The organism is Kribbella sp. CA-253562 (assembly GCF_050942265.1).
Lineage (GTDB): Bacteria > Actinomycetota > Actinomycetes > Propionibacteriales > Kribbellaceae > Kribbella.
This window is the reverse complement of sequence record NZ_CP192049.1, coordinates 3906017-3931532: the sequence shown is the minus strand read 5'-3', so window position 1 is coordinate 3931532 and position 25516 is coordinate 3906017. Positions and strand designations below refer to the sequence as shown.

Here is a 25516-nt window from a genome sequence, read left to right as displayed (position 1 = left end):
GTACGCTGGCCCTCATGCTGCCGTACCTGATCGCCATCGCAGCGCTGGCGGTTACCATCACACTCTTCACCGCCCTGTCCCGCTGGTCCCACCGCCGCGGCACAGCCGGCGCCCCCCTCAGCTCAGCCATGGCGGCGTACAACGAGGCGTACCACACCACCGCCCACGCCACCCACCAGGAACAACAGGCCGCCACCCACCGCAAGTCTCCCCAGGCCTCCCCCGGCGACCTCTGATTCAGTCGAGCTTGATGAAAGTTGCCCTCGGCACGTATTCGTAGCGGTCGGGCATGCAGGTGAGGATGATGACCTGGCCGTGGTCGCCGGCGCGGCCGAGCAGGGCGCCCATGTCGCGCAGGCGGGCCTTGTCGGACCAGCCGAGGGCGTCGTCGAAGATCACCGGGACGCTGTTCTCGGTGGTGCTGACCAGGTGGCTGATGGCCAGGCGGGTGATGATCGCCAGCTGCTCCTGGGCGCCGGTGGACAGCGCCTCGACGCGCAGGCGGTTGCCGTCCAGCTCGCGTTCGGCGACGGCCAGGTCGTCGTCGAGCCAGACGCGGAACGTCGGGCCGTAGACGCTGCGGCCGAGCGCCTCGATCCTGCTCTGCAAGGGCTCCGAGTACTTCGTCTGTGCGGCAGCCCGGTGCCGACCGAGGGTCTCGTGCACCCGCCGCGCCGCGTCGGCCCGGCGCTGCAGGTTCTCGTGCTCGGCGCGGATGGCGGCCAACTCCAGATCCGCCGCGTCCTGCCGCGTCGCGAGACCGTCGCGGCCCGACTGCTCGAGCCGGCCTTCCGTCGTACGGAGTGAGTCGCGCAGCGCGTCCCGCTCGGCCTGCAGCCGGTTGGCCACGGCCAGCGCGTCCGTCAGTTCGCCCTCCACGTGGTCGGCGCCGGCAGCGTCCACCTGCTCCTGTACGGCGGTGAGCTCGTCCAGCACAGCCTCGACCTCGGCCGTCGCCTTCTCCTCCGCCGCCTCGACGTCCTCGTCGGCCAGCACCGCCCGAGCCGCCTCCAGCTCGGCCGCCGCCGCGGCAACGCGCTCGGCCGCCAGCTCCGCCCGGGCCCGCGCCTGCTGCGCCTCCGACCGGTCCTCGTCGGCCGCCTTGCGTGCCTGCGCCGCCGCGAACTCCGCGTCCGCCAGCAACCGCTCCGCCGTCGCCAGCTCGCTGCGCGCCTCCTCCAATGCCCGCTGAGCCCCAGCCAGGTCGTCCGGCGCCAGCGGCTCCACCAGGTCCTCGAAGTCGAAGGTGTCCTCAGCGAACTCCTCGAACAACGACATCTGCCCCGGCACGTTCTCCACCGCCGGCTGCTGCTTGCCCTTCGGCGCGGCAGCCTCTTCCTCCGGCTCCTCCTCGCCGGTGACGCCCAGCCGCGCGCACAGCAAGGCGATCCGCTCGCCGGGATCTCCCCCGGCCGTCAGCGACCTCTCCGTACGCCGGGCCTCCTGCAGCTCCGCCGACGCCGTGTCGCTCTTGCGGAGCAACTCCCGCGCCGCCTGCAGGTCGCGGACCTTGGCCCGCTTCAGCAGGTCCGTCTCACGCCGTACGGCCTCGTCCACCAGCGACCGCAGCGAAGCCGCCTCGCCACCTGCACGGACCGTGACCTCCACCTGCCCCGGTACGCCGACGTGCAGCTCGCCCGAGACCAGCACCGATACCTCGGCGCCTTCGTCGAGCTCCGACGGCACGGCCGACCCGCCGCCGTCCAGCCCGGTCCCCGACAGCGAGACCACCTCGGCACCGACCCGCCGTACCAGCACATCCGGTACGCCGGCCGCCAGCGCCGCGCGGGCCTCGACGACCTTCGCCCGGGCGTCTTCGAGCTCGGCGACCAGCGCGTCGGTGACCTTGATCCCGTCGAGCACCCGCGACGCCGCCGCGATCCGCGCCCGGACGTCGGCCAGCTCGGCCTGCTGCCCGGTCAATCGGTCCAGCTCGGCGCGGTCCATCAGCTCCGAGACGCGCTGCTCCGCGTGCTGCACGTCGCTGCGCCGGTCGTCCTTCAGCTCGACCACTTCGGCGAGCGCGGCCTCGGCGGCGTGCAGCGTCTCCATCGACGCCTTCGCGACCTTCTCCGCCTCGGCCTTCAGCTCGGCCAGTTCGGCGGCCGACTGCGTGAACCGCTCGACCTCGGCCAGCAGCCGCTCGCGCTCCAGCCGGGTGCGGGTGTGGTTCTCCAGCCGGGCCCGCGCCGTCTCAGCCCGGGCCCGCACCGAATCCCGCCGCAGCAGGATCTCGTCGGTCTCCTTCTTGCGGACCCGCAACTCTTCCACCGACTTGAGGTGCTCGGCCAGCCGCGTGCTCAGGTCGTCGAGGTCGAGCGCGAGCCGCTCGGCCCGGCGGATGTCGGCGACGACCTCCTCCATCGCCTTGGCGGCCTGCGCGGACCGCAGCTCGGCGGCAGCCACGGCCTGGGCCGACTTGGCGAACTCACCGGTCGGGCGGCCACGCGGCGTCCAGTAGCGCAGGTACTCGTGCTCGACGGCCGACACCAGCGGCATCGACGCGCCGTCGACCGGCGTACCGGACTCGGCGGTGACAGCGGTGATCAGCGGCTCGGCATCGGCCGGCGTCGGCAGGGTCAGCGACTGTCCCTGCGTGACCATGAGGGTCTGCCAGAGCACCGGGTCGACGTTCTCGTTGAAGAGGCGCTCGGCCTCGTTGTGCGCCTCGCGACCGGTCCACGACCGGCGGCGGCCGTCCGGCTCGACCACGGACAGCTCGGTGGAGCGGTTCTTCAGCCAGCGCTTGGTGTAGGTCAGCTCGCGGCCGCCCAGGGTCAGCTCGACCGTCACCTCGGGCGCGACGTCGTGACCGACCGGCTGCACGTCGGCGATCCGCTTGGACTTGGAGTCGTCCGGGTAGTCGAAGACCAGCGCGAACGCCTCGACCAGGCTGGACTTGCCGACCTCGTTGTCGCCGACCACGACGGTGGTGCCGATCGCGGGCAGCTGAACAGTGCGGTCCGCGACGCCGCGGAAGTTCCGCAGCGTCAGGCTGTGCAGCCTCATCCGGCGTCCCGCGCCAGGCGGTGCATCAGGGTCAGCGCGGCGCCGGCCGACTCGTCTCCACCGGCCAGGGCCTGCCGCAGCTCCTCCATCGCGGCCCGGGCCGGGCCACTCAGCTGCAGCGCGTCCAGGTCGGCCGCCTCGGGCGCCGGCCGCACGGTCCAGAACTTGGGCCACCTCTCGACGCTGGCGAACACCTCCCCCAGCGAGTCGATCATCAGGTCCAGCCGACTCATCAGCGGCAGCGGCAGCGACCCGTCCGCGGCCAACCGGACATACGTCCGCTCCTTGTCCGGCAGCTCGGCGAACCAGTCCTCCAGCGCCCGCAGCGACTCCTCGCCGTCCAGCTCCGCGTGGTGCTCGACCATGTGCCACGCGCCGACGCGCTGCGGCTCGACGGTGATCGAGTCACCGGCCAGTGTCACGGCGAGCACGTTGCCCGGATCGTTCTCCTCCGGAGCCGTGACCTCCTGCGTCCCCGAGAACCAGATCCGCTCGGTCACCTGGGTCGTCGAGTGCCGGTCGCCGAGGCCGACGTACTGCAGCCGCCCGTCCGCGACAGCCGCTTCCAGCGCCGCCTGATCGATGGTCGGTACGTCGGACATGCCGCCGCTCAGGCTGGTCAGCTGCCCGTGCGCGAGCAGGATCCGCCGTACGCCGTCCTTGGCCGGCGCGAGCCCGGCGTACCCGGGAGCCGCCGGATCGGACACCGGCCGGCGCGACCGCCACGGCGCGCCCACGATCTCGACCCCCGGCACGATCTCCAACGGCGTCGTGTCGGTGACCACGGTGACGTGGTCGGGCTTGTGCGCCGTCCACTGCGCCGAGGTCCACAGTGACCCCGGTTCGAGCGCGTCGTGGTTGCCCGGCAGCAGCACCACCGGCACCGGAATCCGCTTCAGCGCCTCGCACGCGCGCAGGATCGTCTGCCGCTCGACCTGGTTGTGCTCGAACACGTCCCCGGTGACCACCAGGAACCGCGCTCCGGTCCGCTCCGCGACGTCACCGATCCGCGCGACAGCATCCAGCCGCGCCTGACCCCACCGGGCCTGACCGTCCGGCCCCAGGAACCGGCGCATCATCCCCAGCTGCCAGTCCGAACTGTGCAGAAACGTGATCGATTCGTCCATCGCGCGAGAACGCTAACCCGACCCACCGACTACCGCCCAACCCAACACACCCCAAGCCGGCGACTGCCCGGCATCCGAACACCCATTCGGACTCCCCTTGACCCCTCAGCGACTTTCCGCGCCGTCGGACGCCGGTACGTCGCCGCCCGCGTCCCGACCGATAACCGGTGGCCCGATGGCCGGTCACCGGTCAGGATCGGCGGTGTGGAGATCTACCTGGAGACCGAGCGGCTGGTGCTGCGGCGGTTCACGAGCGGGGACGTCGAGCTGCTGGTGGAGCTGGACTCCGATCTCGAGGTGATGCGGTACCTGACCGGGCAGGCGACGCCGCGGGACGAGATCGAGCGCAAGGTGCTGCCGGGCATGCTGGCGGTCTACGCGCGGCATCCGGGGCTGGGGACGTTCGCGGCGCATGAGAAAGCGACCGGGGAGTTCGTCGGGTGGTTCGGGCTGCAGCCGACGGCCGCTCCGGCGACGCTGGACGTGGGGTACCGGCTGCGGCGGCAGGTCTGGGGGCGCGGGTACGCGACGGAAGGCACGCGCGCGCTGATCGCGAAGGCGTTCACCGACCTCGGGGCCGAGCGGGTGGTCGCGGACACGATGGCGGTCAACACGAAGTCCCGCCGGGTGATGGTGAAATCGGGGCTGCGGTTCGTGCGGGTGTTCCACGTCGCCTTCGAGGACCCGCTGCCGGGGACCGAGCACGGCGAGGTCGAGTACGCCGTCGACCGGCACACCTGGTCAGCCACGGCGTTCGGCAACGCGTAGGGGACACTGGCTGCGTGCCTGACGACAAGCCGCCGTACGCCGTACTGGACATCGACGCGACGCTGTCCGACACCAGCCAGCGGATCCACTTCCTGCAGAAGCGGCCGAAGGACTGGGACTCGTTCTTCGCGCACGCCAAGGAAGACGCGGTTCTCGACGAAGGGCTGGCCGTCGCGACCAAGCTGGCCGAGGGGCACGAGATCGTCTACCTGACCGGCCGGCCCGAGCGGCTGCGGCGCGACACCGTGAAGTGGCTGAAGGACAACGGCTTTCCGGATGGGCAGTTGTTCATGCGCCGCAACAACGACCGCCGCCCGTCGGCCACGATGAAGCTGAACCGGCTGGACAGCCTCAAGCAGGACCGGCCGGTGGCGATCCTCGTCGACGACGACGTGAAGGTGTGCGCGGCCGCCGAAAAGGCCGGCTACCCGACGATGAGGGCCGACTGGGGACTCGACGCCGAGACCCAGCCGACCCTGTTCGAGGCTCAGGAAAAGGAAGGCAGGACCTGAGTTCCTGCTTGTCCAGCAGGCTCCGGTGGGAAGAACGGCGGACCGCCCGGGGTTGTTGTCACCTGGCAGCAACCAACGACCGGTGGGAGAACTGATGAAGGCCGTCGTACACCAAGAGCTGGGCACCGCCGACGTGCTGAGCGTGACCGAGCTCCCCGTTCCCGAACCGGCCGCGGGTGAGGTCCGGATCCGGATCGCCGTGTCCGGCGTCAACCCGACCGACTGGAAGTCGCGCAGCGGCGCGTACGGCGGTGGCGAGATCCCGCTGTCGGTCCCGAACCAGGACGGCGCCGGCGTCGTCGACGCGATCGGGCCGGGCGTCACCGGGCTCGCGGCTGGAGACCGCGTGTGGGTGACGCTCGCGGCGTACGAGCGGCCGGCGAGCGGGACCGCTCAGGAGTACACCGTTGTGCCGGCCCAGCGCGTGTTCCCGTTGCCCGCGGGGGCGAGCTTCGAGCTCGGCGCGAGCACCGGCATCCCGGCCATCACCGCGCACCGCGCGCTGACCGTCGGCGAGGACCTGCCGTCGCGGCTGGCACCCGGCGTCTTCGACGGACGGACGATCCTGGTCGCGGGTGGCGCGGGAGCGGTCGGGCATGCGGCCGTCCAGCTCGCCCGGTGGGCGGGCGCGACCGTGATCACCACGGTGAGCGGTGAGGCCAAGGCCTCGTACGCGCGTGCCGCCGGCGCGCAGCATGTCGTCAACTACCGCGACGAGGACGCCGCGGAGCAGATCCGCGCGATCGCGCCGGACGGCGTCGACCTGATCGTCGAGGTCGCCGCGGGCCGGAACAGCGAGCTCGATCTGGCCGTGCTCAAGCCGCGCGGCACGATCGCGATCTACGCCAACGACGGCGACACCCCGTTCGCCGTGGACGTCCGGCAGAACATGGGCCTGAACGCCCGCTACCAGTTCGTGCTGCTCTACACCGTCGGCTGGGACAAGCTGACCGCGGCGGCCGAGGACATCAACGCCGCGATCGCGGCCGGCGCGCTTCCGGTCGGCGACGCGGCCGGCCTGCCGCTGGTCGAGTTCACGCTCGACCAGACCGACGACGCGCATCGCGCCGTCGAGTCCGGTGCCGTCGGCAAGGTCCTGGTCAAGGTCGCCGACCTCTGAGCGTCATTCCTGGTCGATCAGCTCCCAGCGCCGCCGCGGCCACAGCTTCACGGCGAGTACGGCGAGCAGAGCGCCGAGAACCGCGCCCGGGATCGCCCAGCGCCAGCCCGTGAACGCGTCGCTCTCACCCGTGGTCGTGGTCGCCGCCGTCGTGACGTCGTCGGTGACCGCGGCCTCGGGCGTCGCGCCGTCGCTGGCCGACGAGTCGTATCCCTGCTGCGACAGCAGCCCGAGCTCACCGAGCACCTTCATCAGCGCCGGGCCGTCGGCCGCCGGGTGCCACACCGGCCTGCCGTCGAAGTTGCCCGCCCCGGAACGATCCTCCTGGGTCGCCACCCACGGACCGCCCTCGGCGTCGGGATAGATCAGGTCGGTCCGCCACACCGACGTGTCGTGGATCAGCCAGGTCGCCCGGATCACCCGGGTGTTCGCGCCCTCCTCCCAGCCCGGATGGTCCTTCGCCACGGTCCCGATCGCCCGCGCCAGTTCGGCGTACCGTGCGTCGTGGTAGCCGGTGGCAACCACTTTCTGGATCGCCGGCGCACTCAGCAGCACACTCGTCGGACCACCTGCCGCAGCCGGCAACGCCACCCACGCCGACAAAACAATCAGCAACACACCGCCCCACCGCACCAAAGTCTTCATGTCCCAGCTACACCGCCGGTCCGGCTGAGGTTCCACCGGTAATCCAGTTGCCCCCCCACGGCGTCCACCACCAAGGTGGTCCCCATGCGCGACTTCGATCCGGCCGCCGCCTTCGGACCCGCCGTCTCCGCCTGGTACGACCAGACCCCGCGCGGTGACGAGACCGTCGCCGTCGATCTGCTCGCCGGCTACGCCAACGGCGACTCCGCGCTGGAGTTCGCCATCGGCACCGGCCGGATCGCGCTCCCGCTGGCCGCCCGCGGCGTCCGCGTCGACGGGATCGAGCTGTCCACCGACATGGTCGACCAGCTCCGCGCCAAACCCGGCGGCAGCGAACTCGACGTCGTGGTGGGCGACATGGCGACCGCGACCACCGGCCGGACGTACCCGGTCGTCTACCTGGTCTTCAACACGATCTTCAACCTGCTCACCCAGGACGACCAGGTCCGATGCTTCGAGAACGCCGCCCGGCATCTGGCCGACGACGGTGTCTTCCTGATCGAAGCCGCTGTGCCCAGCGCCTGGCTGCCGAGCAACCAGTACGTCAACGCCGAGCAGGTCGAGTCGTCGTACGTCGTACTCGACGTCTGCCGCTACGACCCGGCCACCCAGATTTTGGACGAGAACCACGTCCGGCTCGACGCGGGCGGCGTCCGGCTGAGCCCGATCTCCTGCCGGCTGGCCTGGCCGTCCGAGCTCGACCTGATGGCCCGCCTGGCCGGGCTCGAGCTGGTGGACCGCTGGGGCGGCTGGGAGAAGGAGCGCTACACCGGCGAAGGCCGGCACGTCTCCGTCTACGGCCGCCGCTAACGCGTCGCCGAGGCGGCGATCTCCGCGGCGCGTTCCTTGCTGACGGCTCCTTCCAGCCGGAACGTCAGCCCCTCGTACACCCACACCAGCGTCGGCCCGGCGACCCGCTCGAAGCGCTCCTGGCCGTAGCGGTCCTCCAGCACGAGCTCGTGCGGCGTGCTGAACCAGTAGCCGTTCACCGCCGGCACCGGCTCCAGCGAGTCGTAGTACTTCTTCACGTAGTACGGCGACAGCCGGTCCGCGAACTGCTCCAGCCGGACGACCCCGTCGGCGGTCTCCCAGCTCATCGCGACCTTGCCGCCCGAGGCCTCGACGCCGGTCGGCGTACCGAGCCGCTTGGGCACGATCGGGATCAGCCCTGCCTGGCGTCCCGCCTCCTCCACCGACATCCGCCCGGTCACGGCCGGCGGACCGGGCGCACTGGTCGGGCCGCTGGGGACAGGGCGCGCCTCGACGCCACCGATGTTCAGCCACTCGGCCACAGCGGCCCGGACCGGCGGAGCGACCACAGCGCCTGCCAGCAGGATTGCCAGCAACGCCAGCAGGGCGCGCCACTTGCTGCGGAGCAGGTCCACGGCAGTACGTCGTACTGGCTGCTCGGCGATCCGCTCCAGCACCGCGGTGGCCAGGTCAGGAGCGACAGGAGGTGCGACCGAACGGCCGAGCGCACGCAGTTCCTCAGTCAACCGGTCGTCCGTCATCGCTGCACCTCCTTGTCCGGCAGTTGGGTTCGTAGCTTCTGCAGTGCTCGATGCAGCCGCGACTTGACGGTGCCACGCGGCCAGCCGAGCACTGTGGCGGTCTCCTGCTCGTCCAGCTCCAGCAGGTAGCGGCAGGTCACCACGAGCCGGTACTGCTCGGGCAGAGCCTTCAACGCGTCCAGCAACTCGCGCCGCCGCTCCGACGACAGCACGGCGGTCGCCGGGTCGAGTACTTCCTCCGGGAGCGTCGCCAGCTCTTCCCGGCGAGCCCTGCGGTGCTTGGAGCGCAGCAGGTTGCGCGTCTCGTTGGCGACGATCCGCAACAGCCACGGCCGGAACGCCGAGTCGGTCCGGAAGCTGCCGAGCGCCCGGTACGCCTTGACGAACGACTCCTGCACCACGTCGTCCGCATCCGCACCGGCCCCCAGCAGCACCGCCATCCGCTGCGCCACCTGGGCATGCCGGTTCACCAGCTCCGCGTAGGCGGCCGAATCACCGCCGCGGACCCGGTGCACGATCGCGGCCTCGTCGCTGATGCGGCCTCCTTTCCCGTCCACCCGAACTACACCACGGCAGCCGCGCAGGTTCCCACCACCCGAAAACGTCCTGGATCGGCGACAGAATGCGGCCATGACCGCACAGTTCGGACCCCACCGCTGGTCGGCCGGCCACGACCGCACCGCCGACACCGACCGCTTCCGCGGCGCCCGCTTTCACGTCGCGGACCTGCGCGAGGCCCGTTTCGTCGACTGCGACCTGAGCCGCGTCAAGCTCGTCGACTGCACGCTCGTGGACGTCGACGTGTCCGGCTACGTCGAGAACCTCGTCGTCAACGGCGTCGACGTCACGGCGTACGTCGAGGCCGAGCTCGACCGCCGTCACCCCGAACGCGTCCAGCTCCGCTCGCTCGCGAGTCTCGACGACTTCCGCGCGTTGTGGGACACGATCGAGGACCTCTGGGCCGCCACCACCGCCCGCGCCGAGCAACTGCCGGAACCCCTGCTCCACCAGCGCGTCGACGAGGAGTGGTCGTACGTCGAGACGCTGCGCCACCTCGTCTTCATCACCGACTCCTGGGCGAGCCGCACGATCCTCGACCAGCCGAACCCGTTCCACCCGCTGGCCCTCCCACAGACCGCGTACAACCCGGCCGACGCCGCCGCGCTCGGCATGACGCTGGACGCCACCCCGACGTACACCGAAGTCCTCGCGGCCCGCCGCAACCGCCAAGCCGTCGTCCGCACGATCCTCGACACCCTCACCCCTGCCGAGCTCGGCCGTCCCTGCCCGCGCACCCCGGCCCCCGGCTACCCCGAGGGCGACCGCCCGGTCGCCGAGTGCCTGTCCGTCGTGATGGAGGAAGAAATAGACCACCACCGCTACGCCACCAGAGACCTCACCACCCTCGAGGCGTCGTGACCCGCTCGCGCCCGCCGAGCCCGCCTCACGCTGCTCCCGGCGTGCCCACGGTGGCGATCTTCGCCGGAACTCGAGCTGGTGTCCCCTGCGCTGGATCGTCGGCCACGTGCTGGAGGAGACCGCTCGCCACCTCGGGCATCTCGACGCGCTGAGAGAACTGACGGACGGTGTCACGAGCTACTAGAACTGACCCATGACTCCGGACAGAACGGCCCTGGCCTGCGGCAAGCTCTTCGGTGGCGTGCGCGGTGAGCTGGACCGGGGCGGGCGCATGCTGCGGTGGATCGAGGCGGGTGACGGCGTACCGGCGGTCGTCTTCGAGGCAGGGGCGGCGTCACCGGTCGTCGGGTTCGCGGCGTGCCTGAAGGCGCTCGCCCCGGACCACCGGGTGATCGCCTACGACCGCGCCGGGTACGGCGTCAGCGATCCGGTGCCGCTCGGTCTGGACCAGCAGGTCGGCGACCTGGTCGCCGTACTCGAAGCGGTGGGATCCAGCATCCTCGTCGGCCACAGCTGGGGTGGACTCCTGGCCGAGCTGGCCGCCTGGGAACGCCCGGAACTGATCGCCGGACTCGTCCTGGTCGACCCGTCCCACGAGTCCATCCACTCGCTCTACGCGAAGGTCGCTCCGCCGCAGGTCGTCGCGGAGATGAGGCGCCATCCCAGCCGCAGCACGCCCGCGCGTGAGGACTCGCGCAGCGCGGACCTGCTGGAGTCCGCTCGTCAGCGAGCCGCCCAGGTCGCCCGAAGTGTCGGCGGTGACCACCAGGAGCAGCTCGTCGAGGCCTACCTGTCCTACCTGGAGACCGACGAGCAACTGTTCACGCAGCTCGACGAGGTGCCGATGGCCGTCGACCACACCGACGACATCGCCGTACGCCGCGCGCGGAGCGTCTGGCCGCAGGTGCCGGTGGTCGTGCTCACCGCGACGAAGGGCAAACCGGCGCCCGTGCTCGAGCCGATGATGGCCGTCCAGGACGCACTGGTTGCCGCCGCCAACGGCCGCCACGTCGTCGTACCGGACGCCGGACACGACCTCCACGTCGAGCGTCCCGGCCTGGTGATCCAGGCGGTGCGTGACGTCGCCGCGGGAGTCGGCTGAGGCGCTACCAGGAGCCGCCGCCTCCGCCGCCCGAGCCACCGCCGACGCTGGAGCTGCCGCTGGAGCTGCTGGAGGACGACGAGCTGCCGGAGCTGCTGCCGCTGATGGACCTGGCGCTGTCCGCGCCGACTCCCAGGTACAGGCCCAGTTGCCAACGGACATGGTCGTACTCCGGCTGGGCCTGGCGGGCCGAACCGCCCCTCTTCGTCGCCCGCTCGGCCGCGAGCACCCACGACGTCGTCTCACCGAGTCCGGCCGCCCAGGCGGTGAGCAGGTCCTCGTCACGGCCGTCCCACCGGTCCAGCCCGGCCACATGGAGCCGGTAGGCCTCGACCTTGCACCACAGCTCCGAGCCGCGCGCGGTCAGCGCCGGCAGCTCCCAAGACCGCAGTGCCACCGCCAGACCGCCACCTGCCAACGCGGCGCCGACGGCGGTCGGCGTACGCCAGGCCGTGCCGGAACCCGCCAGACCGTCGGCGGTCACGATCAGGACGGTCACACCGGCAACTGCCATCAGCACACCGCCGACCAGAGCTACCAGGCGCAGTTGCTCTCCGCCACGCACCCAGAGGCCCAGCTCGTCACGGCGCCGCCAGTCGCGCAGCCCCCTGTTCAGCTGACCCCAGGCCTCGTTGAACTGACGGTTGTACTTGCGCAGAGCAACGTTCGGGTTCTTGGCGAACAGGGTGTCGAGCACGGTCGTCGTCAGCTTGTCGGCGCCGCTGGGCTGCTCCACGGGCTTGCGCAGCACCGGTTGAGTGGCCCCGGTGATCTGCAGGTGGCCCTCCAGCGCGGCACCGAGCAACCAGGCGACCAGGTGGTGCTTGCGCACTTGACCGGTCAGCAGGATCCCGCCCTCGGCCGGACCGAGGTCGGCAGGAGGCACGGAGGACGGCCGGACGGTCCGGGCCAGCCGCCCGCGGTCCATCCGCCGATAGCCCCGCACACGCTCGCGTCCAGCGAACCGCACGACTTCCGCGACCACGACGGCGGCGGCGAGCGCGATGCCGGTGATCCACAACCAGCCCGGTACGACGTGGTCCTTCGCTCTGGCAGACGCCGGTCCGGCCGGCGGCTCCGGCAGCGCGGCTCCGCCCCCGGCGGCCTTCGTCGGTACGCCGTACACGGTCAGGCCCTGCTCCTTGTCCAGGGACTCGTGGCTGATCTCCAGCTGTCCCGGCCGGGGCTGCCGCAGCGACGCGCAGGGATCCGACCCGCCGTACTCCCCCGACGCACACCGCACCGACGCCAGTGCGTACGGCGCGGCGACGTGGACCTCCACCTGCCGGATCGGCACCTCCCACTCGGTGCCGACCGCGTCCCAGGCCAGTCGCTCCGCGGTGCCCAGCCGTGGAAGCGTGTACTCGATCCGATAGCGGTGGACGCCCGTCACCGTCGTCTCCGGGTCGCCGATCATCAGCCGCGCCAGGACCGATCCGCTGATCCGGAACGGGACCTTCGCGCCGTCCATCGTGACCGAGACGTCCTTCAGGTCGCCGGGCTCGTCCAGCGGCACGGTCCGGAAGATGCCGTGCTTGTCGGCGCCGCCGAAGTCGTAGTCGACGACCTCGGTGATCCGGGCGCTGCCGTCCGCGCGCACCTCCGCCGCGACCCACATCCGCGCGACCTGCTCGCCTGACTGCGCGAGCAGCCCGACCAGCAGGCCGAGCATTCCGATCGTCAGGACGCCCGCGATCAGCCAGAGCGCGTCCTTGGTCCTGCGTCGTGCCACCGGCCCCGTCACGATCGCCCATCCTCTCCTGCCACCACCGCCGGGCCGGACTTCGGCCCCCTAGGGCCTGCCCCGCAGGGAGGTTAGAGGCCGGCGCTGTCGTCGTACTGCCCGTACCGCGCCCGTACTCTCCTGCCGGTGCGGCGATCCCGCCGAAGCCGCACGAAAACCGTCGGGACGACGTACTAAGGTCGTGTCGTGCCTGACCTCGACGAGTCCTTCCTCGCCCTGCCGCGCCACGAGCTGGCCGCTGCCGCCCTGCAACGTGCCAAGGATCTCGGTGCGAGTTTCGCGGAGTTCCGGCTGGAGCGGATCCGGTCGGAGTCGATCTCGCTGCGCGACGGTGTGCTGGAGAACGCCGGCGACGACGAGGACCTCGGCCTGGCCGTCCGCGTCATCCACGACGGCACCTGGGGTTTCGCCGCCGCGGTCGCGCTGACCGTCGACAGCGCGGTCCAGGTCGCCGAGCAGGCGGTCAATCTCGCGCAGGTCTCCCGCCCGATCAACACCGAGCCGATCGAGCTGGCCGACGAGCCCGTGTACGACGACGTCACCTGGATCTCGTCGTACGAGATCGATCCGTTCAGCGTGCCGCGGGCGGAGAAGGTCGCGCTGCTCGCCGACTACAGCCGCCGCCTGCTCGCCGCCGACGGGGTCACCCACGTCACCGCGCACGTCACGTCGGTGCACGAGTGCAAGTTCTACGCGAACTCCGAAGGCACGTCGTACACGCAGCAGCGGGTCCGCGTCGGCCCGTCGCTCCAGGCGGTCGCCGTCGACACCGAGACCGGCCGCTTCGACACGATGCGGACCTGCGCGCCGCCGGCCGGCCGCGGCTGGGAGTACCTGACCGGCACCGGCTGGGACTGGGAGACCGAGCTCGCGAGCATTCCGGGCTGGCTGGCCGAGAAGATGGCCGCCCCGAGCGTCGAGCCCGGCCGGTACGACGTGGTCGTCGACCCGACCAACCTCTGGCTCACGATTCACGAGTCGATCGGCCACGCCACGGAGCTGGACCGCGCGCTGGGCTACGAGGCCAACTACGCCGGCACGAGCTTCGCGACGCTCGACCAGCTCGGCACACTGAAGTACGGCTCGCCGATCATGCACGTCACCGGTGACCGCACCGCCGAGCACGGTCTGTCCACCGTCGGGTACGACGACGAGGGCGTCGCCGGTCAGCAGTGGGACCTGGTCAAGGACGGCATCCTGGTCGGCTACCAGGTCGACCGCCGGATGGCAAAGGTCAACGAGGACGTGCTCGGCACACCGCGCTCCAACGGCTGTGCGTACGCCGACTCGTCGGGCCACATCCCGATCCAGCGAATGGCCAACGTCTCCTTGCAGCCCGCGCCGGACGGCCCCTCGACCGAGGAGCTGATCAGCCGGGTGAAGAACGGGATCTACATCGTCGGCGACAAGTCCTGGTCGATCGACATGCAGCGCTACAACTTCCAGTTCACCGGTCAGCGGTTCTTCAAGATCACCGACGGCAAGCTCGACGGCCAGCTGCGCGACGTCGCCTACCAGGCGACGACGACCGAGTTCTGGGGCTCGATGGAAGCCGTCGGCGGACCGCAGACCTACCTGCTCGGCGGCGCGCTGAACTGCGGCAAGGCTCAGCCGTCGCAGTCCGGCGCGGTCACCCACGGCTGCCCGTCGGCCCTGTTCCGCGACGTCAACATCCTCAACACCACGCAGGAGGCCGGCCGGTGACGATCGCCATTCAGCTCACCCCGCAGGACACCGTCGAGCAGGCGCTCGAGCTCGCGGCCGCCGCGGGCGCCGAGGGTTGTGTGGTCCTGGTCGCCGAGACCTCCAGCGCGAACCTGCGCTGGGCCAACAACACCCTGACCACGAACGGCGCGATGCGCGGCACCAGCGTCACGGTGATCGCGACCGTCGGCGCGGGCGAGGGCACGGCGGTCGGCATCGTCAGCCGGTCGTCGGTCACCGACACGACGCTGCGTGACGTCGTCGACGCGGCGGTCGCCACCGCCCGCGACTCCGAGCCGGCCGAGGACGCGCGCCCGCTGGTGGCCGGCACGGTCGGCCCCGGCTGGGACGACGAGGCCGACGAGACCTCGGTCAACGTCTACGAGAAGTTCGCGCCCGCGCTGGGCGAGGCGCTGAGTCGCGCGGGCCGGGAAGGCCGCTGGCTCTACGGATTCGCCGACCACGAGGTCGTCACCCTGTACGTCGGGTCGTCGGCCGGCCTGCGGCTGCGTCATTCGCTGCCTCGCGGTTTCGTCAGCGCCACCGGCAAGTCGGGTGACCTGAGCCAGTCCGCCTGGGCCGGCGCAGCGACCCGCGACTTCAGCGACATCGACCCGCTCGCCCTCGACGCGGAGCTCACCCGGCGACTCGGCTGGGCGACCCGGACCGTTTCGGTCGATGCCGGGCGGCACGCGACGATCCTGCCCCCGGCCGCCGTCGCCGACCTGACGACGTACCTCTTCTGGACTCTCGACGGCCGGGACGCCGCGGACGGCAAGAGCCCGTTCTCCAAGCCCGGCGGCGGTTCCCGGATCGGCGAGGTGCTGTCCCCGCATCCGGTCAGCCTGCGCTCCGACCCGGGGTTGCCGGGCCTCGAGACGTTCCCGTTCGCGGTCGCCCGCTCGTCCGGAGGCGCCTCCAGCGTCTTCGACAACGGCCTGACCCTGACGGCGACCGACTGGATCCGCGGCGGCAAGCTGGAAAACCTGATGCACAGCCGCTTCACCGCGGACCTCACCGGTGCCCCGGCGGTCACGCCCGCGATCGACAACTACGTCCTGTCCGTCGACGGCGCCTCCGGCTCGGTCGACGACCTGGTCGCGGGTCTCGACCACGGCCTGCTGCTGACCTGTCTGTGGTACATCCGCGTCGTCGACCCGCAGACGCTGCTGGTCACCGGCCTGACGCGCGACGGCGTCTACCTCGTCGAGAACGGCGAGGTCACCGCCGCTGTCAACAACTTCCGCTTCAACGAGAGCCCGATCGACCTGCTGAGCCGCTTCACCGCGGCCGGCGCGACCGTGCCGTCGTTCTCCCGTGAGTGGGGCGACGAGTTCTCCCGTACCGCGACGCCACCACTGCTGGTGCCCGACTTCAACATGTCCACGCAGAGCCAGGCGAGCTGACGACGCGGCGGGTCAGGCGGGCTTGGCCTGCGTGACCCGCCACAACTTCCGCGAGCCTTCGTCGTACGCGTCGACCCCGCCGAGCTCCCACCGCTCGGCCAGCTCGTGAACAAGCTCCCGATCGAAGAACCGCCCGGCGAACCCGTCCCTTGCGTACAGCCCGTCGCCCACCTCCGGACACTTGCCGAAGTGCGGATCCTCGGTCGACCACACCGAGTACACGAACAACCCACCCGGCCGCAGCACGCGCCGGATCTCGTTCATCAGCGACCGCAACTGCGCCCGGGTGAACGCCATGTTCATCAGCAAGTTCGCGTACACCGCGTTCACCGTGGCGTCCGCCGGCGGCAACGGATCCCGTACGTCGTGCAACGCCGCCGTCACCCGATCGTCCAGCCCGTCCCGTTGCGCGTCCAGCCGCAGCTGGTGCAACGCCGACGAACTGAAGTCCGTCGCGTGCACACTGAATCCCTGCCGCGCCAGGTACAACGCGTCCCGCCCGTGCCCCGCGCCCAGCTCCAGCACGTCATCGATGCCCGCGGCACCGAACAACCGCACCGTCCACCGCGCCGCCGCCGACGGCTCCGGCCCGTGCAGCCGCGGATCCTCGTCGTACGCCCGCTGCCACCTGTCCTGCTGAGCCCTGCCGAGCTCCTGCTCAGTCTTCATCCTGCTCCCCGTGGTTCGCCGTGCCGATCGGAAGACCAGCCAGACCGCAGCAGCCTACGCGACAACCACCCCATCCGTCCCCACGCGCCCCGGCCATACCGTTGCCCCAGGCCCCTTCCCCGGGCTCGTCGGACTCCGGCCGCCACCACCGGACCAGCCCGCGAGCACCACGCCGTACGACTGTCGCTCGTCGGCAAACCTCCGCATAATGAGGGTCCCGACCGGTCAGGAGGGGGCCCGATGGCCGAGCGCACCGATCGTGCCACCAAGGACGCGGTCCTCCGTGCGCTGAAGACCCTTCGCAAGGGTCACGGCATACCCACCCCCGACTCGCTGCGCGCCAAGCTCAGCCCGGGCGGACCGATGGCCAATCTCCCCGCTGTCCGCCAACTGCGGCGCAACGGCAGCACCATCGACGAAGCCGTCGCCATCCATCGCGTCGTCGTCGAGGCCGTCGCCGAGATGACGAACGCCTTGCATCGGCTGATCGCCGACACGGTCCTGGCCCTCCACAACCATCTGCCCGCGTACTCCCCGGCTATCGAGGTCACGCCGCTCACCGCGCCAACCCTGCTCGAACGACGGGCCGCCGTACGCGACCAATGGCAGGTCCTGCACCGACTCACCCTGGGCACCGAGGCCGGCGCACCACCCAGCGACGGTCAACTGCGCCGAATCATCGAGGAGACCGCCCTCGCGGAACTGGCCGACCGCTTGCTGATCACGTCGCTGCGAGGGTTCGGCTCACCGATCGATGCACCCGGCTCGGAGGCAGCAAGGCGCGGCAAGGTGATCGTCGTCGGCGGAGTCGCGATGGACATCACGTTCCGGATCGAGGACTTCCCGGACCACGAGACGTCGACCCAGGCGTCGAGCCTGCGGATCACCCCCGGTGGCAAGGGATTCATGCAGGCCATCGCCGCCGCCCGCCTCGGGCTCGACACCGCCCTGCTCGCCGCGATCGCCGCCGACGAGCACCAGGACCGGATCGTCGAACAACTCGAGGACGCCGGCGTCGACACGTCGCTGCTGAAGGTCGTCGACGACGACCACAGCAACAGTTTCACCGGCATCTTCGAACTGACCCGCGGCGACAGCCGGGCAGTCAACCTGCGGGGCACCGCGAAACTCACTCCCGACGACATCACGGCGGCCGCACCCCGGCTGGCGGCCTGCAACGCCATCCTTGCGACGTTCGAGGTGCCTCCTGAGATCACCCGGGAACTGCTGACGCTCACGTCGACCTTCCCGCCGACCGGACCGGCCGTCGTGCTCACCCCGGGCCAGCCGTACGTCGAGGGCGAGAAGCTCGACCGGCGGCTGCTCGCCCAGGTCGACTACCTGGTCGGACGCCGGTGGGAGTTCACCCGGCTGTTCTCCGACACCCACCCCGAACTACTCGGTGACGACCTCTACGAGTACCTGCTGGACCTGGGCGTGAAGCACGTCTGCCTGATGAACGACCACGGCTCGTCGGTGTACTCCAGCCTGCCCGAACCGATCCACGAGACCCAGCCGCACGCCTACACCTTTCCCAACTCGGCCATCTCCCGCGACGCCTTCTGCGCTGCCCTCGCCTACCGGCTGTGCGAGGACACGGCAACGCTCGACGACGCCGAACCCCTCACCGAAGCCATCCGCTGGGCCACCGCCGCGATGGCCCGCGCCGCCTCCGAGTTCACCGCCTCGGCCCAGGCGGGCGACGAGTCCCCGGCGGTGAACTCGCTGCCCAGTCGCACCCTGGTCGAGGAGAAACTCCGCGCCGTACGTCGCCGTACGCCGCCCAGGTGATTGCTCGTAGCAACTAATTCTTCGCCCTTCGACAGCCTCCCGTCCTGCCCTGGAGACCGCAGGAGACACCGGCACGCCGCGCGAACCGACAGCTTCCGCTCGCATACTAGGGGTGAACCACGATGGAGCCGGGGGGCTGATGGCCAACCGCGATGATCCGGACTCATCCGAAGCCGTCGTACTGACGCATGCGCTGCGGGCGCTCCGGATGCGGGCCGGCGTGGTGCTGGCGCGGCTCGAGGACACCAAGAACGAGGACGTCGCCTCGCTGCTCAACCTGCCGGTGGTCCGGGCGCACGCGGCGCGGCAGGAGATCGGGCGGCCGGATGCGGCGTTGCAGATCATCGCGCAGGCGGTCCGCGACACCGGCGACGCGACGCACCGGATCGTGGCGGACTCCGTCCTCGGACTGGGGGTGCTCGCCGACGTCTACGCGCAGTACGGGATCGACGAGAAGGTGGTCCAGGCTCTGCGGGCCGGAGCCGTCGGACGGCGGCGCGCGACGCTGCTTGCGAACTGGCGGCGCCTGCACGAAGCGATGGGCGCCCCCGCGACCGAACCGCCGAGCGACCGCACGCTCCGGGGCAGCACCGAGCCCGAGGTACTGCGCCAGCTTGCCCGCCGGCTGATCCAGCCGGGTCCGGTATCACCCACAGCCGGCCCGCTGTCCAGCGCGAACGATCCCGACCCGCCGCCGAACGCCCCGGCCGGTCGCGTCATCGTGGTCGGTGGCGCGGTGATGGATGCAATCTTCCGGACGAGGATGATCCCGCAGCACGAGACGTCGGTCCCGGCGCACGACTTCGCCCTCACACCCGGCGGGAAGGGCGTCACCCAGGCGGTCGCCGCCGCGCGGCTCGGGTTGAAGGTGTCGCTGGTCGCGGCGGTCGCCGACGACCAGTTCGGCCATGACATCGTCCAGCACCTGCGCGCCGAGAACGTCGACACCTCGCTGCTGAAGATCGTGCGCGGCGCCCGTACGCCGATGACCGGGGTCTTCGAGCTCTCCCTCGGCGACAGCATCGCCGCGGTCTGGCGCAACGAGAAGGAGATCAGCCTCACCGTGCGCGACGTCGACCTGCTGGCCCGCCAGATCGCCGACTGCGACGCGCTCCTGCTGACCTTCGAAGTCCCCCGCGAAACCGTTCAGCGCACCCTGAGCCTGGCCCACTCGAACCCGGCCACCCGCCCGATCGTGATTGTCACCCCCGGCCAGCCGCACTCCGACGGCCGGATCTCGCGGTCGGCGCTCGCGCAGATCGACTACCTCGTCGCCCACGCCTGGGAACTCGAGCGCTACCGCCCCGCCGACCAGGACCGCTTCGACGCCGACCACCTCGGCGAGCACCTGCTGGACGCCGGCGTCGACACCCTGTGCCTGCTGGGCAACGGCGGCGGCCTGATCTACTCCCGCACCGCGCCCACGATCGACCGGCTCCCCACGGTCTCCCGCTCCCCGTTCAAAGAGGTCTCCATCACCCGCGACGCCTTCTGCGCCGCGCTCGCCGCCAAACTCATCGACGACGGCCCGACCCTCACCTCGACCATCGCCCGCTGGGTCACCGCCGCGATGGCCTGCGCCGCCGAGGACTTCCCGCTGGCGACCACGATGCCGGACCGCGACCGCATCAACCGCAAGCTGCGCGAGGCCCAAAACTTCTGAAGCTGCCATTTGGCAACTCAACCGCCGTTTTGGCAACGCGACGGCCGAGGGGTTGCCAGAATTCAGGTCTCCGGCCGCCGAATTGGCTATGTCCGGACCTGTCGGGGATGCCAAACAAAAGCATTGACACCCATTTGCCATGCGCTTCACTGATATCAATCAACCGAAGCGGTGAAGGGACCCAATCTAGCGCACACCGCGAGGAATGCAAGCCCGGAGATCGAAAGTGAGGGGCCGAGATGACCGAGAACAGCGCCCTCGTACTCATCGTGATGCTGACCATCGCTGTCGCTCTGTACAAGTTCTGGAAGCAGATCATCGGGATCCTGGTGATCTCCATCGTGATCGGCTTCGGGTACGGCGTTTACAGCTTCGCCGTCGCGATGACGAACTGACCGACCGGACCACGATCACCGCGAGGCGGGGCATCCACCGACGACGCTGGATGCCTCGCCTTCCCTTACCAGCTTGGTATCACGAGCGCCGGCGCACCCGCCGGCGCTCGCCCGGCTCGACCGCCTCGGTCACGCCGCGCACCCGGCAGCAGTAGATCATCGAGTCCGCCAGCGTGGCGCGGCTCTGCTCCGCAAGTACGCCGTAACGCAGTCGCACCTCGGCGAGATTCTGCGTTCCGTACCGGAGCTTCAACTGACGCGGGCTGATCGCCATTCCGTCGACATACAGATAAGGCCGCGGCCGGACCGACATCCAGTACTGCCAGTTGGCGGCCCGGTAACTCGACCCGGTGAATCCGAGATTCTGGTCGACGACGGTCGTCAGCAGTTCCGCAGTCGGCTCCGACCGCCGCAATTCGTTCCGCACGCCTTTCAGCAATGACGAAATCGCATTCACCGGCGCGACGTCGAACGAGTAGACCCGCGAAACGTCCCACATCCGCTCCACCGGTACGCCGAACTGCCGGCTGAGCTGCTTGCCCACCAGAACCCAGTCCATCGGCGAGACGCTGCACAAGGTCACCGGACGCCGGTGAATCGGGTCGACGAGCGCGAAGTTCCGCGAACCGGGCCGGGCGCTGCGCAGGTAATGCAGATTCCCGAAGATCGCGTCGGCGTCCTCGGTCTCGCACTCGACGAACTGCAGCGCACCTAGCGGATACGCGTCGATCGGGACCAGGTCGATGACGTGGGCCTGATCGGCGCGCAACTGCACGGCACTGTTCCGCAACTCGGCATCGAGGTCCCGCCGCCGAATCCGCCCGTTGTGCGAGGCAACACGCGGCAGTTGCAGCAAGGTCCGAACGGCGAGGGCGCGCGGCTCCACTTGGTGACGCCGCGCCTGCTTTTCGACCAGGGCCAGGAACGCCTCGTCCCCCGTACGGCAGCTCTCGAGCGTGAATTTCGTACGAGCGAACGTCGGTTGGGCAGACTTTGTTGCTTCAGTGGCAAGGGCGCTCATGCGCTGCCTCCTGTCCTGCGCGTGCCCCCGAGGGCAGGCTGAGAAGATGGTACCTAGGCGTGCCGGACGGAGTCCGTGGTCAAGACAGCCGGCTCATCCAGAACTAGGACGAACAGAACGACGATCGGTTCCGCGCCGGCGACGCCGAACGCGGCTCAGCGCTTGGTGCGCATCCGCTCGGTGAGCACCTTCAACCGGTCGTTGACCGGATCCTTGGCCAGCGCCTCGGCGCTCATCCGCTTGTCGGGGGCAACTCGGTAGTCGAGCCGCAGCGACGCACGCACCAAGTCATGCGGTTCGCACAGCACCCGGTACTCCGCGAGGATGTCGAGCTGGTCACCGGTCAGATCGAGGACGTAGCGCCCGGGATCGTCGGCACTGCCGACCTCGACCCAGCAGTGCCACGGCAGCACCTCGACCTCGACCTCGTGCTCCAGTGACCAGACACCGCCATAGCAGTAGGTCAGCTCGAGCTCCGGGTACTGCTTGCTCAGTTCCCCGATCAGCCAGGCGGAGGTCACTCCGCACTGACCACGCGATCTCGTCGCCGGCGAGCTCTGAAACGGCAGGTAGCTCGGATGGATCGTTTTGTGGTTCCAGGCGTCGAGCAACCGTTTGCGTTGGTTGCTCAGGTCATCGGCCCATCGAGGCTGTTGCCTCGGCTCCAGGTCGGACAGCACGGCAGGGCGTGGGGAGACCCCAGGCAACGACACTCTGGTTCCTTAGGTGATCTGAGCCGCCTGTTCGTTCCCCGAGGGGCGACCGACAAAGGTTCAGCATGGCGGTTCCCGGGGTGTCTTGAACAGGTGCTGTCGCGGGTCAGCTACCGATCTGTGACTCTCCCGTCGTTCTGATCGGCAGGGGTGTGGTCTGCTGACACCGAGCGTAGCCCTCCGTGTCCCATCAGTCACTTTCCGCGAGCCGCGGTCCTGGGCGTGGCGGAGTGCAACGGGTTCGGCAGGGTCCCTGCCTTGGGAATGGGTGGCCTGGTGTCCAGGTCGGTGTAGCCGAGCGTCAGGCGGTAGCCGTTGAGCGGATAACGAGTGAAAGTCTCACCGGTTAGCGCGGTGGCTTCCAGGCGGGTGGCCAGGTGTGGGTTGTTGGCGGTGTACAGGTCGAGTTCGCCGCGGACAAAGCCCCAAAGATCGACGTCGGGGATCAGCGTCGACAGCGGATTCAGAACCCCCAGGAACAGCGCATCGACCATGTACTGCCTCAGCACCTGCCAAGGCTTCCGGGGCAGGACTCGGTCGTGGGAGTCCGGCTCCATCCCGCGCTCGGCGATGGGGACCGTCGACAGGTTGACGTCGTCGACCAAATCCTTGACGACCAAGCGGGACGGAAGCCCCGAACGGTCGCAGATGATGGCGAGGTTTTCGCCGTGGGGGTTGACGGTGATGCCGTAGTGGTGGAGGAGGTGGAGCAAGGGGCGGAGGATCGTGGAGAGGAGGTGGCTGATCCACACCTCCGGGTCGACCCCGGAGCGTTTGATGTAGGTCGTGACGAGAGGCTCGCCGGTGGGATCGACGTGCAGGACCGCGGCCAAGGGCCAGGCGGTTTCGCCGGGGCGGAGGCGGGGTTCCAGAGGGTCTCGCCAGATGCAGCCGAGGGTTTCGGTCCACTGGTAAGGGATTCCGGGGGCGGCGGCGAGTTGGGGGTGGCGGACGGTGACCGAGGCGACCTCTCCCAGGAGTTCGGCTCCCAGGGACTGGATGACCTCGTCGCGGTACCAGAGGCCGCGGAGCCACTGGGTGAGCATGGGAGCGGCGAGCGTGCAGTGGATCGGGATGCCTCGGTAGACCGACGTGTTGAGGATCTTCAACGGCAGCTTGACCTGGTAGCGGCCGGGCTGGGTGACGTTGACCATCGTCCGGATGGACTGTGTCGGCAGGTACTCGTCCGGCCCCTCCCCCAGGACGACGATCTCGCCGGTGGCCAGTTCGCGGGACCACTGGGTGCGGACGACGTGGTCGAGTTGCCAGGGGTGGACCGGGAGCCACACGTAGGAGTCCGGGTCGGCGAGCTGGGAGCGGAAGGCGTCCAGCGCGTCGGACCCGAGCTCTCGGCCGACTACCGAATGCTCCGACAGGTCAGGAGTCCCCCGGAACTCCGCCAGCCCCCGCCGTACGGCGAGCCAGACCAGCCGGAGCGGCGTACGGGCTTCGGGGGTGTAGCGGGCGCTGTCGGAGGCGGAGAAGCCCAGGCGTCCCTTGTTCGCCACCAGGATCGGGTGGCCGGTCAGGTGGCCTTCCAGCTGGGTGTGGTGGAGGTCGGCCAGCTCAGCGGCAGGCAAAGCCGTTTCAGCCATCCGTACGTCGGCCGCGAGCGTGCTCGACAGCTCAGCCATGTAGCCGGCCAGAGTCGGCCCGTCGAGGCCCAGCACGTCAGCCGCGTCCAGCATGAACTGCAGCGGGTCGACAGCCGGTTCGCTCTCGTCATTGCCGAGGATGCCCGCGGTGGTCCGCTGCACGGATCCCGGCCGCACCCGGTACGTCGCGAAGGCGCCCTCGACGTACTCGAAGGTGTACACGACCGACCCGAGCTCCAGCCGCCCGCGGACCGGGGTCAGCAGCGCCTCGCTGCAGAACTGCGAGATCAGCTTGGCCAGCAACTCCTCCGAGCACCGCGTCCAGCTCATGCCGGCAGCCCAAAGCTCGTGAAGGCAGTGGACTTCGGCAATCGGAACACCTCACGCCCGGCGACGGCGTTCAGGATCGTCGCGTTGCGCACGGCACCGATGCCCAGGTCCGGAGCCGCGACGCCGTGACTGTGCAGGTCCGCGTTCGCCACGAACAGGCGGCCGGCCAGCGCACCCTCGACGCTGTGGTCGCGCTTGATCGCCCACCGACCAGCCGCGTCCCGCTCCACCAGTGAGTCGACGGAGGACTGCAGGAACCCCAGCGGCCGGTTCCGATAGCCAGTAGCGGCGACCACCACGTCGCAGGAGTGCTGGAACGTCCGGCCGGTGTCGGTGTGCCGCAGCGTCAGCTCGACGCCGTCAGCTCCGACAGCCGACGACTCCACCGCGACACCGCACTGCAGCTCCACCGGCGCCGAGCCCAGGTCGCGCTGGTACAGCAGATCGTGGATCTGGTCGAGCGTCTCCGAGGAGATGCCCTTGTAGTGCCGCCACTGCTCCTTGACCAGCCTGTCGCGCACCGGTTCGTCGAGGGCGTGGAAGTAGTCCACGTACGACGGTGTGGTCATCTCCAGCACCAGCTTGGAGTAGTCCAGCGGTGCGAACGACGCCGTGCGAGTCAGCCAGCTGACAGCAGGCGCATCGGCTCGCAGCAGGTCCAGCGCGCACTCCGCCCCCGACTGCCCCGACCCGACGACCGTGACCCGCCCGGCGCGCAGCAGCTCGTCACGCCGGTACAGGTAGTCAGCTGAGTGCAGCAACCGATCAGCAGGCAGCTCAGCCAGCGCAGCCGGTACGGCGGGCTCAGTGCCGACGCCCAGCACCAGGTGCCGAGCGGACATGCGCTCACCGCCCACGGTCAACACGAACACCGACCCGTCCCACTCGACCTCCGTGACCTCACGCCCGAAGTGCAGCGAGTCCAGCTGGCCCGCACACCAGCGCAGGTACGCCTCGTACTCCCGGCGGGTCGGGTGGAACTTCTCCCGCACGTAGAACTGGTACAGCCGGTCGTTGTCCCGCAGGTACGACAGGAACGACAGCCGGTGCGCCGGCTCGACCAGACTGACCAGGTCGGCCAGGAACGACACCTGCAGCATCGCGTCGTCGAACATCAGCCCGCGGTGCCAGGTGAACTCCGGCCGGCCGTCCAGTACGGCGACCCGCAGGTCCAGCCCGTCCGCGAGCGCGGCCAGGCCGAGGTTGAACGGGCCCGCGCCGATCGCGATGACGTCGTACGGGGCGTCGCCGGAACCAGAACCAGGACTCATC

The 25516-nt window shown here is 70.1% G+C and carries 24 protein-coding genes; 13 read left to right on the top strand and 11 right to left on the bottom strand.

What is annotated here, in order from left to right; genetic code table 11:
• Positions 1-14 precede the first annotated feature (14 nt).
• The gene (locus ACQPXM_RS18625) at positions 15-236 is read left to right on the top strand and encodes a hypothetical protein (RefSeq protein WP_432950261.1); all 222 of its coding nucleotides are present in this window, start codon (positions 15-17) and stop codon (positions 234-236) included.
• A 1-nt stretch (position 237) separates the two neighbouring features.
• Here the strand turns inward: ACQPXM_RS18625 and ACQPXM_RS18620 are convergent, their stop codons facing one another.
• Together ACQPXM_RS18620 and ACQPXM_RS18615 are read right to left on the bottom strand one after the other, a co-directional pair.
• Positions 238-3009 carry an AAA family ATPase gene (locus ACQPXM_RS18620; RefSeq protein ID WP_432950259.1) on the bottom strand — a complete coding sequence of 924 codons (2772 nt, stop codon included), beginning with the start codon at positions 3007-3009 and terminating at the stop codon, positions 238-240.
• Positions 3006-4136 (bottom strand): metallophosphoesterase family protein, encoded by a 1131-nt coding sequence (locus tag ACQPXM_RS18615; protein ID WP_432950257.1) that lies wholly within the window; start codon positions 4134-4136, stop codon positions 3006-3008. Before ACQPXM_RS18615 ends, ACQPXM_RS18620 begins: the two co-directional genes overlap by 4 nt.
• A 204-nt stretch (positions 4137-4340) precedes the next feature.
• Here ACQPXM_RS18615 and ACQPXM_RS18610 point away from each other — a divergent pair, with 204 nt between their 5' ends.
• From ACQPXM_RS18610 to ACQPXM_RS18600, 3 genes are all read left to right on the top strand, one after another.
• On the top strand, positions 4341-4904 hold the full coding sequence (locus ACQPXM_RS18610; RefSeq protein ID WP_432950255.1) for a GNAT family N-acetyltransferase: 564 nt from the start codon (positions 4341-4343) through the stop codon (positions 4902-4904).
• 14 nt (positions 4905-4918) lie between these two features.
• The gene (locus ACQPXM_RS18605; protein WP_432950253.1) at positions 4919-5416 is read left to right on the top strand and encodes an HAD family acid phosphatase; all 498 of its coding nucleotides are present in this window, start codon (positions 4919-4921) and stop codon (positions 5414-5416) included.
• Between the two features lie 94 nt (positions 5417-5510).
• Positions 5511-6536 (top strand): NADPH:quinone reductase, encoded by a 1026-nt coding sequence (locus tag ACQPXM_RS18600; protein WP_432950251.1) that lies wholly within the window; start codon positions 5511-5513, stop codon positions 6534-6536.
• Positions 6537-6539: 3 nt separating this feature from the next.
• Here ACQPXM_RS18600 and ACQPXM_RS18595 read toward each other — a convergent pair whose 3' ends face one another.
• Entirely contained in the window at positions 6540-7181 is a 642-nt protein-coding gene (locus ACQPXM_RS18595) for a hypothetical protein (RefSeq protein WP_432950249.1), read from the bottom strand.
• A gap of 84 nt (positions 7182-7265) precedes the next feature.
• Here ACQPXM_RS18595 and ACQPXM_RS18590 point away from each other — a divergent pair, with 84 nt between their 5' ends.
• Positions 7266-7991 (top strand): class I SAM-dependent DNA methyltransferase, encoded by a 726-nt coding sequence (locus tag ACQPXM_RS18590; protein ID WP_432950247.1) that lies wholly within the window; start codon positions 7266-7268, stop codon positions 7989-7991.
• Here ACQPXM_RS18590 and ACQPXM_RS18585 read toward each other — a convergent pair.
• A complete protein-coding gene (locus tag ACQPXM_RS18585; protein ID WP_432950245.1) occupies positions 7988-8692 on the bottom strand; it encodes a hypothetical protein in 705 nt (234 codons plus the stop codon). The genes ACQPXM_RS18590 and ACQPXM_RS18585 overlap by 4 nt on opposite strands.
• The gene (locus tag ACQPXM_RS18580; protein WP_432950243.1) at positions 8689-9249 is read right to left on the bottom strand and encodes an RNA polymerase sigma factor; all 561 of its coding nucleotides are present in this window, start codon (positions 9247-9249) and stop codon (positions 8689-8691) included. The genes ACQPXM_RS18585 and ACQPXM_RS18580 overlap by 4 nt, the downstream gene beginning before the upstream one ends.
• Positions 9250-9322: 73 nt before the next feature.
• Here ACQPXM_RS18580 and ACQPXM_RS18575 point away from each other — a divergent pair, with 73 nt between their 5' ends.
• The 3 genes from ACQPXM_RS18575 (at position 9323) to ACQPXM_RS18565 (ending at position 11213) form a co-directional block, all read left to right on the top strand.
• On the top strand, positions 9323-10111 hold the full coding sequence (locus ACQPXM_RS18575) for a DinB family protein (RefSeq protein WP_432950241.1): 789 nt from the start codon (positions 9323-9325) through the stop codon (positions 10109-10111).
• A gap of 106 nt (positions 10112-10217) precedes the next feature.
• Complete coding sequence (locus ACQPXM_RS18570) at positions 10218-10295, top strand: DUF664 domain-containing protein (protein WP_432951047.1); 78 nt, start codon at positions 10218-10220, stop codon at positions 10293-10295.
• A gap of 9 nt (positions 10296-10304) precedes the next feature.
• The gene (locus ACQPXM_RS18565; protein ID WP_432950239.1) at positions 10305-11213 is read left to right on the top strand and encodes an alpha/beta fold hydrolase; all 909 of its coding nucleotides are present in this window, start codon (positions 10305-10307) and stop codon (positions 11211-11213) included.
• 4 nt (positions 11214-11217) lie between these two features.
• On the opposite strand, the gene ACQPXM_RS18560 is transcribed toward ACQPXM_RS18565, so the two are convergent.
• Entirely contained in the window at positions 11218-12957 is a 1740-nt protein-coding gene (locus ACQPXM_RS18560; RefSeq protein ID WP_432950237.1) for a DUF2207 domain-containing protein, read from the bottom strand.
• A 186-nt stretch (positions 12958-13143) separates the two neighbouring features.
• Between ACQPXM_RS18560 and ACQPXM_RS18555 the strand changes: the two genes are divergently transcribed.
• Positions 13144-14661 (top strand): TldD/PmbA family protein, encoded by a 1518-nt coding sequence (locus ACQPXM_RS18555; RefSeq protein ID WP_432950235.1) that lies wholly within the window; start codon positions 13144-13146, stop codon positions 14659-14661.
• A complete protein-coding gene (locus ACQPXM_RS18550; protein WP_432950233.1) occupies positions 14658-16067 on the top strand; it encodes a metallopeptidase TldD-related protein in 1410 nt (469 codons plus the stop codon). The genes ACQPXM_RS18555 and ACQPXM_RS18550 overlap by 4 nt, the downstream gene beginning before the upstream one ends.
• Before the next feature lie 12 nt (positions 16068-16079).
• Here the strand turns inward: ACQPXM_RS18550 and ACQPXM_RS18545 are convergent, their stop codons facing one another.
• Positions 16080-16736: a class I SAM-dependent methyltransferase gene (locus ACQPXM_RS18545; protein WP_432950231.1), complete on the bottom strand. Its 657-nt coding sequence runs from the start codon at positions 16734-16736 to the stop codon at positions 16080-16082.
• A 240-nt stretch (positions 16737-16976) separates the two neighbouring features.
• Here ACQPXM_RS18545 and ACQPXM_RS18540 point away from each other — a divergent pair, with 240 nt between their 5' ends.
• The 3 genes from ACQPXM_RS18540 (at position 16977) to ACQPXM_RS18530 (ending at position 20585) form a co-directional block, all read left to right on the top strand.
• A complete protein-coding gene (locus tag ACQPXM_RS18540) occupies positions 16977-18527 on the top strand; it encodes a PfkB family carbohydrate kinase (protein ID WP_432950229.1) in 1551 nt (516 codons plus the stop codon).
• Positions 18528-18666: 139 nt separating this feature from the next.
• Positions 18667-20190 carry a PfkB family carbohydrate kinase gene (locus ACQPXM_RS18535; RefSeq protein ID WP_432950227.1) on the top strand — a complete coding sequence of 508 codons (1524 nt, stop codon included), beginning with the start codon at positions 18667-18669 and terminating at the stop codon, positions 20188-20190.
• Between the two features lie 239 nt (positions 20191-20429).
• The gene (locus tag ACQPXM_RS18530) at positions 20430-20585 is read left to right on the top strand and encodes a hypothetical protein (protein ID WP_432950225.1); all 156 of its coding nucleotides are present in this window, start codon (positions 20430-20432) and stop codon (positions 20583-20585) included.
• Between the two features lie 79 nt (positions 20586-20664).
• Here the strand turns inward: ACQPXM_RS18530 and ACQPXM_RS18525 are convergent, their stop codons facing one another.
• From ACQPXM_RS18525 to ACQPXM_RS18510, 4 genes are all read right to left on the bottom strand, one after another.
• Positions 20665-21606, bottom strand: coding sequence for a hypothetical protein (locus ACQPXM_RS18525; protein ID WP_432950223.1), 942 nt, complete (start codon positions 21604-21606; stop codon positions 20665-20667).
• 155 nt (positions 21607-21761) lie between these two features.
• Positions 21762-22127, bottom strand: a complete 366-nt coding sequence (locus ACQPXM_RS18520) for a hypothetical protein (RefSeq protein WP_432950221.1) — start codon at positions 22125-22127, stop codon at positions 21762-21764.
• Between the two features lie 386 nt (positions 22128-22513).
• Positions 22514-24244, bottom strand: coding sequence for an IucA/IucC family protein (locus ACQPXM_RS18515; RefSeq protein WP_432950219.1), 1731 nt, complete (start codon positions 24242-24244; stop codon positions 22514-22516).
• Positions 24241-25515 (bottom strand): lysine N(6)-hydroxylase/L-ornithine N(5)-oxygenase family protein, encoded by a 1275-nt coding sequence (locus ACQPXM_RS18510; RefSeq protein ID WP_432950217.1) that lies wholly within the window; start codon positions 25513-25515, stop codon positions 24241-24243. Before ACQPXM_RS18510 ends, ACQPXM_RS18515 begins: the two co-directional genes overlap by 4 nt.
• Between the last annotated feature and the right edge of the window lies 1 nt (position 25516).

Bases quoted from the DNA above. Each gene is read 5' to 3' on its own strand.
- ACQPXM_RS18625 (WP_432950261.1), top strand. From the start codon at position 15: ATGCTGCCGTACCTGATCGCCATCGCAGCGCTGGCGGTTACCATCACA.
- ACQPXM_RS18620 (WP_432950259.1), bottom strand. From the start codon at position 3,009: ATGAGGCTGCACAGCCTGACGCTGCGGAACTTCCGCGGCGTCGCGGAC.
- ACQPXM_RS18615 (WP_432950257.1), bottom strand. From the start codon at position 4,136: ATGGACGAATCGATCACGTTTCTGCACAGTTCGGACTGGCAGCTGGGG.
- ACQPXM_RS18600 (WP_432950251.1), top strand. From the start codon at position 5,511: ATGAAGGCCGTCGTACACCAAGAGCTGGGCACCGCCGACGTGCTGAGC.
- ACQPXM_RS18595 (WP_432950249.1), bottom strand. From the start codon at position 7,181: ATGAAGACTTTGGTGCGGTGGGGCGGTGTGTTGCTGATTGTTTTGTCG.
- ACQPXM_RS18590 (WP_432950247.1), top strand. From the start codon at position 7,266: ATGCGCGACTTCGATCCGGCCGCCGCCTTCGGACCCGCCGTCTCCGCC.
- ACQPXM_RS18585 (WP_432950245.1), bottom strand. From the start codon at position 8,692: ATGACGGACGACCGGTTGACTGAGGAACTGCGTGCGCTCGGCCGTTCG.
- ACQPXM_RS18575 (WP_432950241.1), top strand. From the start codon at position 9,323: ATGACCGCACAGTTCGGACCCCACCGCTGGTCGGCCGGCCACGACCGC.
- ACQPXM_RS18565 (WP_432950239.1), top strand. From the start codon at position 10,305: ATGACTCCGGACAGAACGGCCCTGGCCTGCGGCAAGCTCTTCGGTGGC.
- ACQPXM_RS18545 (WP_432950231.1), bottom strand. From the start codon at position 16,736: ATGAAGACTGAGCAGGAGCTCGGCAGGGCTCAGCAGGACAGGTGGCAG.
- ACQPXM_RS18540 (WP_432950229.1), top strand. From the start codon at position 16,977: ATGGCCGAGCGCACCGATCGTGCCACCAAGGACGCGGTCCTCCGTGCG.
- ACQPXM_RS18535 (WP_432950227.1), top strand. From the start codon at position 18,667: ATGGCCAACCGCGATGATCCGGACTCATCCGAAGCCGTCGTACTGACG.
- ACQPXM_RS18530 (WP_432950225.1), top strand. From the start codon at position 20,430: ATGACCGAGAACAGCGCCCTCGTACTCATCGTGATGCTGACCATCGCT.
- ACQPXM_RS18525 (WP_432950223.1), bottom strand. From the start codon at position 21,606: ATGAGCGCCCTTGCCACTGAAGCAACAAAGTCTGCCCAACCGACGTTC.
- ACQPXM_RS18515 (WP_432950219.1), bottom strand. From the start codon at position 24,244: ATGAGCTGGACGCGGTGCTCGGAGGAGTTGCTGGCCAAGCTGATCTCG.
- ACQPXM_RS18510 (WP_432950217.1), bottom strand. From the start codon at position 25,515: ATGAGTCCTGGTTCTGGTTCCGGCGACGCCCCGTACGACGTCATCGCG.